Here is a 12,136-nt window from a genome sequence, read left to right as displayed (position 1 = left end):
TGTGAGATATAAATTGAAGATTTTGACTAATCTTAAGACTTATGAATATGTTTTAAGGGATATTCCTATGTATGATTGGGATTCTATTTTAGGATTTGATGCAAGTCAAGAGACTTTAAGAAGGGAACTTAATAGTTTGCCTATTCTTAAGCGAATAAGCACATTAATGATATCACAATCTTTTTTTGATGAATTTTACGGAATTATTAGTACTAATAGGGAGCATTCATTTTTATATAAATATCAGCTTCCCACCATTTTTTTTGCTGTTCAGTATTCTTTGGTAGAAAAGATAGAAGGATTTAAAGAACCAAGTTTAGTGTATGTTGAGAGTTTTCAGGATCTTGGTGGGACTTTTGTTAAGTATCCACATATTGATGATAGGTGGAATTATAATGATTTGGTATTTGATGGGAAATAGCGTTTTAAGGATTATTTTAAGTTAAGGACATTAGATTTAAAAGGACGGTTTATGAGTCGTAGTGCAATTTTAAGTGAGTATTTTAGTTATTTAAGGTATTTAAGGAGTGAGGATTGCAAATATTATTTTCCCGTTTTAATGGGAGTTTGCACTTTTGCTGAGGTTAAGCGATTTAAATATGCTGAACTTTTAGAAATTAATAAGATTGCTAATTTTAAGCTTAAGAAGGAAATGTATAAAAACTTTTTAATTGCAAATTTATAGGAGATTTTGTGTATGAGTTTAAATAAACTTACTGATGTGATGCAGTATTTATTTTATGATTTCGATTTAAGTAGTAATTTAGAAGAACATTTAAAATTTGCAGGAAGTAATAAGTTTTTAGAAGAACAGATGGCGTCTATGTTAATTGAGCCTGGGATAGTTAGTGGTTTTAAATCTGAAGATATTTTAGATGATAGGTTTATAAGTGAGTTATTAGTTGAGTTACCAAGAATTGATATTGGTTTGCAAGAACTTAAGACTTGTAAAGCTTTAAATCAAGTTTCAAATTTTAAAGGAGATGTGGAAAGTGTAGAGAGAGACAATAATGCAATTGGGGTTATGTTTTCAGATTTAAAGTTGCCGTTTAAGCTTAAGCCTGAGGATGAGTTAAGTTTGCCTTTATTTGATGGTTTGAGTGCAGGTTCAAAATCAGATTCGTTTTTGAATTTAGATACAAATATGCTAGACTTAAATTTTTTTAAATCTTTAAGCGATTTTGATGAAGATTTGAAGGTATTTCCTAATAATTTTAAGTTAAAAGAGAATAGTATTGCAAATAAGGGCACAATTAATGATGTAACTTATAGTGATTTTGAGAGGAATAGGATTGAGGACATACTTGCAAGCACGGGTAAGTTTGATAATCAAGTGGACATGAATGATTTTATTCGTAAGACTTGTGGTTTTAAATCGTTATTATCTAAGGTTGAAAGTACACCTGATGCTCTTTTTGATACAGTTAAACTTGCAAGTTCTCTAAAGGGAACTAATAGGCAGTTTGATGCTAATGATGAAGCTGTATCTGTTGTTTATGATTTGTTTAATAGAGGTGGTTTATCTCTTCTTAAGGATGATGTAGGGAAGAGAGAGAATTTTTCTGAGTTTTTAGGTACGGGAATTAGTTTTGATGAGCAAGTAAAACAGCGTTTTTGGGATGCAGGCTTAAATTTAGATCCAAGTGTAAATGAAGGTATAAGTTTAAAATTAGGTTCAGGTATGAATGTAGGTATAGATTCAAACTTAATTGATGCTCAAAGGCAAGTTACAGGTGATTTAAGACCAGAGAGTTTTGGGCTAATTAATGATGTTCGTGGTGATGATATGCATCTGCTTGTAGAAGAGGTAAGGGAATTTTTAAGTTGGGCTTGTGGCATAGATTTAAATAGGAGTATTATAGAGCCTTTGGGTATGTATTTTACTAATATGGAGAGATCCATTAATGGTTTAAGAGACGCTATAATGTTTAACATGCAAGGTGTTTCTTTGCAAGATAATATGCATGACTATAAAATGGGCAGTGAGATTTCACGCATACCTTAAAGGATCTTAAAGATATTTAGGGGATATTTAATATGGTAAAGGATGTAAAATTACTTATTTGGGAAGTTGTAAATCATATTTTAAGTCGTGCAAGTTCATCTAATTTTATAGCACTCTTTCCTCGACCTGATTTTAAGGAACTTGTATATGTTCCGCAATTATTTTTTATATTTCCAAAATCAGGAGTTATTGAGGAAAGTTTAAGTAGCGTTAGTAGCCAGCACCCCATTATTAATCTAAATACCAGGCGTAGTGAATTTGTAAGTTATAATGTTACAGCAACCCCGGAGATAATTACTATTTCCAATGCGATTTTGTCTTCTGTTTATGATAAAGTTTTAGTCGATAGTCTAAAGAGAACGCCTTTTGCAAATAGTGCTTTAGAATTTGATTCTAATTTTGTAAAGATGCAGTTTAGGGAAAGGTTTAAAGCAGGTATTTATTATAGCATTTATGGTGCATCAATAGGATTTCATGAAACTACTATTATTAATTCTTTAAGCATTAAAGGTACGTCATTTATAGATGAGCTTAATGTTAGTTTACAAATTAAAATAGTGAAAACTTTTAATTTTTTAACATATAAAGGTTAAAATATATTTATATAATGATTTATATTTAGGAGAATATTTATGGTTAAATTCAGATATATTGTATTATTTTCATTATTTTTATTTTTTAATCTTTATTCAGCACCTTTTAGACCTTTTGATTTTACCAATTGGAATTTTGAGAGGGAAATTGAGGAAGCTTATGAGGCAAGTTATGATGTTGTAGATAGTGTTTTAGTAAATGTTGATGACGTTAATAAAAATATGAAATCTAAAAAAATTTTACAAAGAATATCAGAGCTTGAGGGATATTACAGATGTCTTGTAAATATGATAAGGGATGATCTTTTTTTGCAGGTAGAAGATGAATTTTTAAGAGAGTATGGTCAGTATTTTGATGATGATGTTTTTACTGAGACTGATAATAGGTTTAAAGAGGCAATAGAAATCCCTATGGAAAATGCGTTTGACAAATATAGGCATAGAGTTTTGAGTTTTAGTAATAAGACTTGGATTAAAAATCCAGATTATACCAAGTTATTCATTAAACTACAGCTTAAAGAGATTGAGTTTGTGGAAAATTATGTTACACAAAAACTTGGTGTAAACTTAGGTATTGGAAATGGTAGTTTAAATGGTCAAAGACAGTCAAGTCAAAAACAGTCAAGTCAAAGACAGCCAAGTCAAAGACAGTCAAGTCAAAGACACTCAAGTCAAGCAGGTCAAAGATATGGTTCTCAAAGGCCCATTACCAGGGATACCAGGGATGAATATGAAAGACAAGTAGGTTTAAAGCAATCAAGACCAAGTGATATGGTTGATATGGTTAAAGAGACTTATGGTGATGAAGAACTAGTAACTAGAGAGAGTGGTGAAAGTTTAAAGAAAAGACCCATTCCGAGGAGTAATGATGAGAGTTTAAAAGGTCAAAGACAAGCAAGTTCAAGACAGGCAAGTTCAAGACAAGCAAGTTCAAGACAGGCAAGTTCAAGAGCTGTAAATTCAAGGCAGACAGGTTCAAGATCAGACAGCCGGAGAGCAAAAAATGTAAGACCTACTGGTGTTAAGAAAAGTAATATTAGACCAAGTAGTACTAGACCAAACCCTAAAAGACCAGGAAGTGATATTAGACCAAATTTTGTAAGACCTATTGTTAAGCCACTTGGTGAAAAGCCAGTTAGTTTTAGATCTGAGTACATGGAAGGTGAGAATTGATATTACTATTTGTGCTATTTATGCTTGAGGTTAGTAGTTAGGTTGACTAATATTAACCTTTAGGAGTTTATCAAGGGAGTTATGTTATTATTTCAATATGATTTTAAACTAGAATTTTATAGTGCTGGGGGTGAGATTAAAAATCGGAAACCAAAGTTTGTCATAGAGACAAAACATGGGGCACCTATTATTAATATTGTAATTAGTAATGAATATTCCCTTGTTAGTGCTTTACAATGTAAAAAAGCACAATTGCAATTATTTAATATGCCTTTAAATTTTAATAAGTCTTTAAAGCATGGAGATATTGTTAAAATATACTATAAAAAATTTGCGCATGAGGATGAGTTTGCTTATAAATTTGTTATGGCTGGATATCTTGGTGCTCCTATTGATTTTGATTTTGAAAATGGTGATTTTATTTGTCAGTATGAAGTTTATCTTTTATCCCAAGATACGTTTTTTAATAAAAAACTTGATACTAAAAATTACATGGGCAAGTCTTTAGAAGAGGCAATAAATTTGGCATTTCCAGGTCAAGCCATTATTAAAATGGGGGCTCATTCTCGCAATCGCATAATAAATGAGAGTTTTTATGCCCCTACTTTGAAGGAATTTATAGAAAAACTTATTGCAAACTATGTGCATTTGATTTTTGTTGATGTTGGTGAGTTGGAGTTTAAGGTTGATATTAAATTTGTTTTTAGTAATTTTGATAAACTAGGTGGCCAAAGAGTTTATAAGAAGCTTGAAGATTATGCACTTTTATTTATTCCTCAAAGAGAAGTGAGGTTTGTAGGTCGATCTGTCATTAATCTTTGGAATGTTACACTCCTCTTTACAGATAAGATTAAGGTTGGAGACGGGGTTGAATTTATAGATAGGTATGGGAAAGTTGTTAGAGCTGTTGTGCAAGAGACTAGTGCTAATTTAAGCAATGTGGGTGATTGCACATTAAAATTAAAGCTTTATGATGAATCTAATATTTTATAGGTAGGATAAATTTATGAACAAAACTTATGAAATTTCTAGGAGACTAGGAAGTTTAAGTAATGATTTGGCACTTGAGGCTGCTAAGAAGTATTTACGTGATAATTTATTTATTTGTCGAATTGGAATTATTAAGGAATTTGATTTTAATTCCCAAGAAGGAATTGTTGTAATTGAAGAATATGAGGACTTAAGGATTAAGAGTCGCAATATCTCGAATTTAAAACTTAAACTTAAGGAAGATGATAGGGTAATCTTGCTTCAAAGTGGCATAAATATCTTTAATGAGAAAGATAATAATTATTTCGATAAACATTATTTTTATATCTTAAATGCAGTAAATCTTGAGTATGCAGGTATTGATGTACAGAAATTGAGCATCAGTGCAAAAAAATTGAATGTGGTATGTGAGGATTCTTCGTTTAATTCTAAAAATGTGATATGTGATGGTGAGCATACCAGGATTTCTCTTAACTCTTTAGTTATTGAGGCTACTAGTATTGAGTTTAAAGGCAATGTATATATTAATGGTAAATTGTTTGAAAATCATACACATGGGGTTGGTAGCATAACTTATGTTAATGCCAGTGGAGCTCCCACTCTTGCAACGGGTAATACTGCAGGTGTTTTGTAAATTTAAAATATTTAAAATTTGATTTAGATTTTTGGTATCATGTAGGTTTTCCCTCTATTTTATTTGGTTTTAAAAAATAAAGTATTATTATTAATTTTTAATAAATCATTAATGAGATATGTTTTTCATATAGAAGGGAGATATTGAAATATGAGAGCTTTCAACATTTTAATTTTATTGATGGTTCTATTTTGTTGTTGCGATGATGAAGAATATGTCAATAATTTGGGGATAGATTACAATTTTGATGATATTTCCAGCAGTGATCTTGACATTGGTCTTGCCTTTGACCATTCTTCATTAGAAAATTTAATGGTAGATTTTAATCTCTCAGGAGAAGAAAAAATAGCAGTTAGATTTTTAAGAAGTGCATTAACAGATCCTACAATTACAGAAGGTATTCCAAATATACGTACTTACAGTGATGATGAATTTTATGAGTTTTTAGTTGTTCTTAGTTCTGCTAAGATTAAAGAGGCAGTTGCTGATATAATTGTGACATTAAGAGTACGAGATGACATACTGGATGCTATATATGAGCTTGCAGATGGACATCCTAAAAGGGATGGTTTTGAAGTCCAACTTGCTACTAAGCAAAGAGAATATTTAAAAATTCTAAAAATTGCTTGTGGTGGTGATAATGGTTACAGGGGTGCATATCTATCACTTAAGATGGCTAATTGTTCAAACGTATTTACACCTTTAAAAAAGCAAATATATGATGTTTTGCATGAGTATTAGATTTGTTTAGTTAAATTATTACATTGTAATTGGGTTTTATTTTTATTGTTTCTCTTTAAAATAAATCTTGAAATTTATAAATCTCATTACTGAAGATAAAATTTTATCTTTAGTAATATTTCTTAAGTAGTATTAGCTTGGTATACTTTACAGGCTATAGGTAGGGTTAATTAGATAATTATCTTTTAAGTATTTTTACATTAATATTTTATCTAAATGCTTGCTACTATTTTGGCAAATACATACTTATTAAGGCATATTAATGTATGTAAATAATATTATTTATATAATCTTTTCACTTACCATTATTACTAAAAATTAATTAGACTTGAAGATTATTTATTGTAAATGAGTACCGTTAACTTACAGGTACTCTGAATTTGCTATTTGCAGTTTTGGTTTCTGGGTGCCTTTCTATAACTTTTTTTAGGAATTCATTGAATAATTGAGCATCTAGCAAGATTTTGTGGGTGTTTGTTTGTTTACTTAATGTGTTTTTGATAGTTATTTCGCCTTCCATGAAGTACCAATCACCATTTTGGTAAAGCTTTGAAAAAGCAGTTATAAGACCATCTCCTCCATTTGGAAAGTATGCATATAGTTCTCCATAAATATTTATACTTTTATATCCTAATTTTTTAGTTGAGCTCTCCAGCTGATTAGTTATTTTATCTCTTGTGGCTTGCTGATTTCCTTTGCTAAAATCTAGATTTAGATTTTTGTGATTTGTAAGTTTAAATGAGACTATTTTAACATAGTCAACTAAGCTTTCAAATAATATTAAAGGCATGACATACCTAGTGTAGTCTTTATTATTCTTAATAGGAGCTACTGCATATGAGTATTTAAATTTACCTTGAAATACTGATGATGGTTTCCCGTCTATTCCAATTATATCTTGTACATTGCTTTTCATCCAAGTGATATGGCAGTTGTGATTACTAGGTGTTATTAGGTGACCAGATAGACATACATTTAAGGTTCCCTCAGATATTTGCAGTGGTTCTGGTTTGTATTGATATACTTCTTTTGTGTCAATGCTTGTTTTTGTGTCAATGTTTGTCCTAGCAGAGCGTGTAGGGCCTGATTTAAAGGTGTATTTAAGCTTTGGTTCATTATTTTGATCTTTCGATACATGACATGTTATGAATATTGGTAATAAGATAATTATTTTTTTCATATATTCTCCCTTTTATTTTTAGAGTACATTATTTTAAATATGTTTTTTATTTTATCGATTTATATAATAAATTATTTTGATTTATAAAACAAATTTGTTTAACTTTTTTTTAATTAAATTAATTTTCAAAAAGGTATTAGAAAATAGTTAAAGGTTATTAGAAATTATTACAGGAGTATTACGTTGTCTTTAAGTGAATTTAAAAAAATTCACTTAAAGACAACCTTAAATAATGAACTTTAATTTAATTAACCGTTATTTTTAATCTAATTGTTAATTGGAACCCTAAATTTGTTATTTGCAGTTGTGGTACCTTGATGTTTAGATATAACTGATTTTAGAAATTCATTAAATAATTTACCACTTAAGAGTATTTTATGTGTTGTCTCTTTGTTTGTTTGTGTATCTTTAACTTTTATCTCTCCTTCCATAAGGTTCCATTTGCCATTTTGGTAAAGAGCAGCAAAAGCAGATATTAATTCATTCCCACCAGTTGGATTTAGTGCATTTAATATTCCGTAAGGATATACGTTTTTATATCCCTCTTCATATGATTTTTCTACATTAGGTATACCTTGAATAATTCCCCCTAAAATTTTTTTGTTGTTGAAGTCTAGGTTGGTGTGATTTATTAACTTAAATGAGGTTACTTCAGTATTCTCGTCCATGCTTTCAAATAATATTAAAGGCATGACGTACTGACTGTATTGATCATTATATTTGATAGGTGATACTGAATATGAATATTTAAGTCTACCTTTTAAAGCTTCCAGTGGTTTTTGATTATCAGCGATGATTTCTTTGGCTTTAATTTTCATCCAAGTGATTTGACATTTTCGTGGACGGCATTTACACCGCGACCAGCAGATTGGACACATGCATTTTGCAGTACTACCTTCAAGTATTTCAAAAGAGTCATATTCTTTTGTCAATTCTCCATATTGATAATCATCCTTTTTTTCTTCTAAGTATTTTTTTGATTTATCATTATGCATTAGTGTTTGTTCACTTTTAAGTTCAATATTTTTTCTACTGCTATCATTTGCAAAGCAAGATATTATAAATAACAGTAGTAAAAAAGCTGTTTTTTGCACTTTTGACCTCCCCAAGTTCAAAAATATATAGCTAAAAGTTCATTTTTCATTTAAATCCAACATTTAATATTTTAATACTAAATATTAAGCATATTTATTTAGTATTTAGCTTATTAGAGGATGTATTTGTGGTTAAGTGCCTTTATATCGTAAAAAATGCTTATTTAATATTAGGTAGTTTTATGTTAACATGTGTTTTATTAACTTTGGTTTTAATTTTTATTAAGGGGAAGTTAATTTTATATAATAAGATTAATAAGATTAATAAGATGAGTTGTTTAATAGTTAAGATATTTATAGAATAACATAAATTATTGCAGAGTAATTGTAATGTTATTCTTAAATTTTATATGAAAATCTAGTCACTGGTAGTTCTGGTGGCCATTTTATTAAATATAAATATTAGGGTGGATATATGCACGATCATGTAGAGGCTGCAGAAGAGATTTTGGATAAGGAATACAAAGTTTTAGATAAAGGTTTTTTAAGACTTGTTGACTATATGGGTAGTGATGAGCGAATAGTAAATTCTGCTAGAGTTTCTTATAGAGATTCTAAGGCAAAAAGGGATAATGCTGGTCTTATTGACTATTTGGTAAGAAATGAGCATACAAGTCCACTTGAGCAAGTGGTTTTTACTTTTCATGTTAAAGCGCCAATCTTTGTAGCAAGACAGTGGATGAGACATAGAACATCAAGAATTAATGAAGTCTCAGGCCGTTATAGTCTAATGAGGGAAGAGTTTTATGTTCCTTGCAGGGAAGATGTTAAGAAACAAAGTATTACTAATAAACAGGGACGATCAGATGAGGCTGTTGATGATGATATTGCTTTATCCTATTTAGGTGGTCTAGATGAGAGTTATAAAATTTCTTACAAGATTTATAATGATATGATTGAGAATGATGTATCTAGGGAGCTTGCAAGAATAACTTTGCCTTTAGGTTTGTATACTGAATGGTACTGGCAAATTGATCTTAATAATTTATTTCATTTTATTAAGCTTAGATCATCAAGACATGCACAAAAAGAGATAAGGGCATATGCCAATGTCCTATTAGATATTGTTAAGTTGGTGGTGCCCTTAGCAACTGCTAGTTTTAATAGACATATTTTGGGAGGCGTTATGCTATCAAGTGAAGAGGTATGTGAGATTCGGAAAGTATTAGATTTAACCAAACTTAATTTACAGGATAAAAGTTTAACTCGGTTAAAAGAAAAACTTGATTTATGATTTGGCATGAAAGGAGTTAATTATATTTTAGTAGTTTATGCTTCAAAGACAGGGAATGTGTCGCGTTTTATTGCAAAAACGGGGCTTAAAGATATTTTTCATGTAGTTACAGGTGATGAGATCGTAAATAGGCCTTATGTGTTACTTACATATACGTTTGCTTTTGGTAAAGTTCCACCTGAGGTAGAGAAATTTTTGAAGCATAATTTTAAGCTTATGGTTGGCGTTGCTGGTTCTGGAAATAGAAATTGGGGTGATTCATTTTGCAATGCTGTTAATTTAATAAAAAATGAATATAATGTTTGCGAAATATTAAAATTTGAGCTTTCAGGAACATCACATGATGTTGAGAATTTTGTAGAAAGGATTAAAAATGAGGCACTTAGAGTTAAATAATGAAGTTATGGTTTTAAAGGATGGATTTTACAGATTAGAAAAAGATCTTGAAGCTTTGAGTGTTTTTTTAAGTGAAGTTAATTCTAAGTCTTTAAAATTTAAAAATCCAAATGAGAGAATGCATTATTTAATTGATAATGATTTCTATGAAGATTTTTATAAAAACTATTCTGAAGAGCAGATACTTGAAATATATAATCTTGTAAGTCTTGAGAGTTTTAAGTTTAAGTCTTATATGAGTGCTTCAAAATTTTATAAAGATTATGCACTTAAGATGAATGATGGGAATACTTATCTTGAATCTTATGAGGATAGAATAATTGCAGTTAGTCTCTTTTTAGCCGATGGATGTTTTGATTTTGCTTTAAAACTTGCTTTAGAGATGATCAAACAACGCTATCAGCCTGCAACACCTACATTTTTAAATGCTGGTAAGAAGGTACGAGGTGAACTTGTATCATGTTTCTTGTTGGAAGTTGGAGACTCTCTAAATAGTATTACTTTTAATATCTCTGCTGCTATGCAGCTTTCAAAAATTGGTGGAGGAGTGGCTTTAAACCTTTCAAATATTAGGGCTAGGGGTGAGGAGATACGGGGTATTCCTAATATTGCAAAAGGGATTATTCCTGTTATGAAGCTTTTAGAAGATGGATTTAATTATGCAGATCAGATGGGACAGCGAAAAGGTGCTGGTGCTGTATACTTAAATATCTTTCATTATGATATAGAAGATTTCTTGGATACTAAGAAGATCAATGCTGATGAGAAGAGCCGTGTTCAAACATTATCATTAGGAGTAATAATTCCAGATAAGTTTTTTGATATTGCAAAACAAGGTAAAAATTATTATGCTTTCGCACCATATTCGCTTTATAAGGCAACTGGCCGTTTTATAAATGAGATTGATTTTGACTTAGAATATGACTTGTTTGCAAGTGATCCTCGTATTTTGAAAAAAGAGCTTTCTGCTAGAGACATGTTGATTCGTATTGCTAGGCTGCAATTTGAATCTGGATATCCTTATATAGTATACCAAACAGCATGTAATTTAAATAATCCACTAAAAGGTCTTGGAAAAATTAAGATGTCTAATCTTTGTACAGAGATTTTTCAGATTCAAACCCCATCAGTTATTGGTGATTATGGTGAGGAGGATTTGATTGGATATGATATTAGTTGTATCTTAGGTTCACTCAATATCGTTAATGTAGTTAATAGTGATTTTGAGCATACCGTTGATATTGCCATGAGGGCATTGACATCGGTTGTTGATAAGGCTGATATTAAAAATGCTCCAAGCATAAGGAAGGCAAATAATGATTATCATGCCGTTGGTCTTGGGGTTATGAATTTACATGGGTTTTTGATTAAAAATAAAATCTCTTATGAGAGTGATGAGGCTTTGGATTTTGTTCGTACCTTTTTTATGTTATTAAATTTTTATTCTCTTAAGACTAGTATGAATATTGCAAGAGAGAGAGGCTGTGCTTTTAAAGATTTCAATAAGAGTGAATATTATAATGGCAATTATTTTGATATGTATTTGAGTGAAGATTTTACTCCCAAAACAGAAGTTATAAAAGAGATATTTAGTGGACTTAAGATTCCTTTAAAAAGTGATTGGGAGATCCTTAAGCGTGATGTTCAAATGCATGGGCTTTATCATTCTTATAGGTTAGCCGTTGCACCAACTCAAAGTATATCTTATATTCAAAATGCAACAACATCTCTTATGCCTATTGTTGAACCTGTTGAAGCTAGGGTTTATGGTAATTCTACAACGTATTATCCAATGCCATATCTTAATAGGGAAAATGCTTTGCTTTTTAAATCAGCATATTATATGGATATGAAAAAATTGATTGATCTTATAAGTGAGGCTCAGCGGCATGTTGATCAAGGAATTAGTACCTTGCTTTATGTTACAAATGAAACTAGTACCAGGGAACTTGTAAAACTTTATATTTATGCTAAAAATAAGGGACTTAAGAGCTTATATTATACGCGTAATAAAAATCTTTCAGTAGATGAATGTATTCTTTGTGCAATATAAATGCAATATATATATGTAATATAGGATTTAGGAAATTTGTTAA

The 12,136-nt window shown here is 30.2% G+C and carries 13 protein-coding genes; 11 read left to right on the top strand and 2 right to left on the bottom strand.

What is annotated here, in order from left to right; genetic code table 11:
- Position 1: 1 nt before the first annotated feature.
- The 8 genes from QMG63_RS04680 to QMG63_RS04645 all read left to right on the top strand — a co-directional run bounded on the left by QMG63_RS04680 (position 2) and on the right by QMG63_RS04645 (position 6,136).
- The gene (locus QMG63_RS04680) at positions 2-421 is read left to right on the top strand and encodes a DUF1473 family protein (protein ID WP_281862208.1); all 420 of its coding nucleotides are present in this window, start codon (positions 2-4) and stop codon (positions 419-421) included.
- A gap of 51 nt (positions 422-472) precedes the next feature.
- Positions 473-685 carry a DUF1322 family protein gene (locus QMG63_RS04675; RefSeq protein ID WP_281862206.1) on the top strand — a complete coding sequence of 71 codons (213 nt, stop codon included), beginning with the start codon at positions 473-475 and terminating at the stop codon, positions 683-685.
- Positions 686-697: 12 nt separating this feature from the next.
- Positions 698-2,005 carry a hypothetical protein gene (locus QMG63_RS04670; RefSeq protein ID WP_281862204.1) on the top strand — a complete coding sequence of 436 codons (1,308 nt, stop codon included), beginning with the start codon at positions 698-700 and terminating at the stop codon, positions 2,003-2,005.
- 32 nt (positions 2,006-2,037) lie between these two features.
- The gene (locus QMG63_RS04665) at positions 2,038-2,598 is read left to right on the top strand and encodes a DUF792 family protein (protein ID WP_281862202.1); all 561 of its coding nucleotides are present in this window, start codon (positions 2,038-2,040) and stop codon (positions 2,596-2,598) included.
- 39 nt (positions 2,599-2,637) lie between these two features.
- Complete coding sequence (locus QMG63_RS04660; RefSeq protein ID WP_281862200.1) at positions 2,638-3,771, top strand: hypothetical protein; 1,134 nt, start codon at positions 2,638-2,640, stop codon at positions 3,769-3,771.
- A gap of 81 nt (positions 3,772-3,852) precedes the next feature.
- Positions 3,853-4,764: a DUF693 family protein gene (locus QMG63_RS04655; protein ID WP_281862198.1), complete on the top strand. Its 912-nt coding sequence runs from the start codon at positions 3,853-3,855 to the stop codon at positions 4,762-4,764.
- Positions 4,765-4,777: 13 nt separating this feature from the next.
- Positions 4,778-5,395 carry a DUF777 family protein gene (locus tag QMG63_RS04650; RefSeq protein ID WP_281862196.1) on the top strand — a complete coding sequence of 206 codons (618 nt, stop codon included), beginning with the start codon at positions 4,778-4,780 and terminating at the stop codon, positions 5,393-5,395.
- A gap of 150 nt (positions 5,396-5,545) precedes the next feature.
- Positions 5,546-6,136, top strand: coding sequence for a BTA121 domain-containing protein surface lipoprotein (locus tag QMG63_RS04645; RefSeq protein ID WP_281862194.1), 591 nt, complete (start codon positions 5,546-5,548; stop codon positions 6,134-6,136).
- 358 nt (positions 6,137-6,494) lie between these two features.
- Here QMG63_RS04645 and QMG63_RS04640 read toward each other — a convergent pair whose 3' ends face one another.
- Positions 6,495-7,316 carry a BB0158 famile outer surface lipoprotein gene (locus tag QMG63_RS04640; RefSeq protein WP_281862192.1) on the bottom strand — a complete coding sequence of 274 codons (822 nt, stop codon included), beginning with the start codon at positions 7,314-7,316 and terminating at the stop codon, positions 6,495-6,497.
- Between the two features lie 266 nt (positions 7,317-7,582).
- A complete protein-coding gene (locus QMG63_RS04635; RefSeq protein WP_281862191.1) occupies positions 7,583-8,410 on the bottom strand; it encodes a S2/P23 family protein in 828 nt (275 codons plus the stop codon).
- Between the two features lie 415 nt (positions 8,411-8,825).
- Here QMG63_RS04635 and thyX point away from each other — a divergent pair, with 415 nt between their 5' ends.
- From thyX to nrdE, 3 genes are read left to right on the top strand one after another with little or no spacing between them, the layout of a single operon-like run.
- On the top strand, positions 8,826-9,644 hold the full coding sequence (thyX, locus tag QMG63_RS04630) for an FAD-dependent thymidylate synthase (RefSeq protein WP_281862189.1): 819 nt from the start codon (positions 8,826-8,828) through the stop codon (positions 9,642-9,644).
- Positions 9,645-9,650: 6 nt separating this feature from the next.
- A complete protein-coding gene (gene nrdI, locus QMG63_RS04625) occupies positions 9,651-10,040 on the top strand; it encodes a class Ib ribonucleoside-diphosphate reductase assembly flavoprotein NrdI (protein ID WP_281862187.1) in 390 nt (129 codons plus the stop codon).
- A complete protein-coding gene (gene nrdE / locus QMG63_RS04620) occupies positions 10,018-12,093 on the top strand; it encodes a class 1b ribonucleoside-diphosphate reductase subunit alpha (protein ID WP_281862185.1) in 2,076 nt (691 codons plus the stop codon). Before nrdI ends, nrdE begins: the two co-directional genes overlap by 23 nt.
- Positions 12,094-12,136 lie beyond the last annotated feature (43 nt).

Origin of the sequence: Candidatus Borrelia fainii, from assembly GCF_027925085.1 — a bacterium.
Taxonomy (GTDB): Bacteria; Spirochaetota; Spirochaetia; order Borreliales; family Borreliaceae; genus Borrelia; species Borrelia turicatae.
Note: the sequence above shows the minus strand (reverse complement) of the source record. Positions and strands in the feature narration are given on the sequence as shown.

Bases quoted from the DNA above. Each gene is read 5' to 3' on its own strand.
- nrdI (WP_281862187.1), top strand. From the start codon at position 9,651: ATGAAAGGAGTTAATTATATTTTAGTAGTTTATGCTTCAAAGACAGGG.
- QMG63_RS04640 (WP_281862192.1), bottom strand. From the start codon at position 7,316: ATGAAAAAAATAATTATCTTATTACCAATATTCATAACATGTCATGTA.
- QMG63_RS04660 (WP_281862200.1), top strand. From the start codon at position 2,638: ATGGTTAAATTCAGATATATTGTATTATTTTCATTATTTTTATTTTTT.
- QMG63_RS04655 (WP_281862198.1), top strand. From the start codon at position 3,853: ATGTTATTATTTCAATATGATTTTAAACTAGAATTTTATAGTGCTGGG.
- QMG63_RS04650 (WP_281862196.1), top strand. From the start codon at position 4,778: ATGAACAAAACTTATGAAATTTCTAGGAGACTAGGAAGTTTAAGTAAT.
- nrdE (WP_281862185.1), top strand. From the start codon at position 10,018: ATGAGGCACTTAGAGTTAAATAATGAAGTTATGGTTTTAAAGGATGGA.
- QMG63_RS04675 (WP_281862206.1), top strand. From the start codon at position 473: ATGAGTCGTAGTGCAATTTTAAGTGAGTATTTTAGTTATTTAAGGTAT.
- QMG63_RS04665 (WP_281862202.1), top strand. From the start codon at position 2,038: ATGGTAAAGGATGTAAAATTACTTATTTGGGAAGTTGTAAATCATATT.
- QMG63_RS04645 (WP_281862194.1), top strand. From the start codon at position 5,546: ATGAGAGCTTTCAACATTTTAATTTTATTGATGGTTCTATTTTGTTGT.
- thyX (WP_281862189.1), top strand. From the start codon at position 8,826: ATGCACGATCATGTAGAGGCTGCAGAAGAGATTTTGGATAAGGAATAC.
- QMG63_RS04670 (WP_281862204.1), top strand. From the start codon at position 698: ATGAGTTTAAATAAACTTACTGATGTGATGCAGTATTTATTTTATGAT.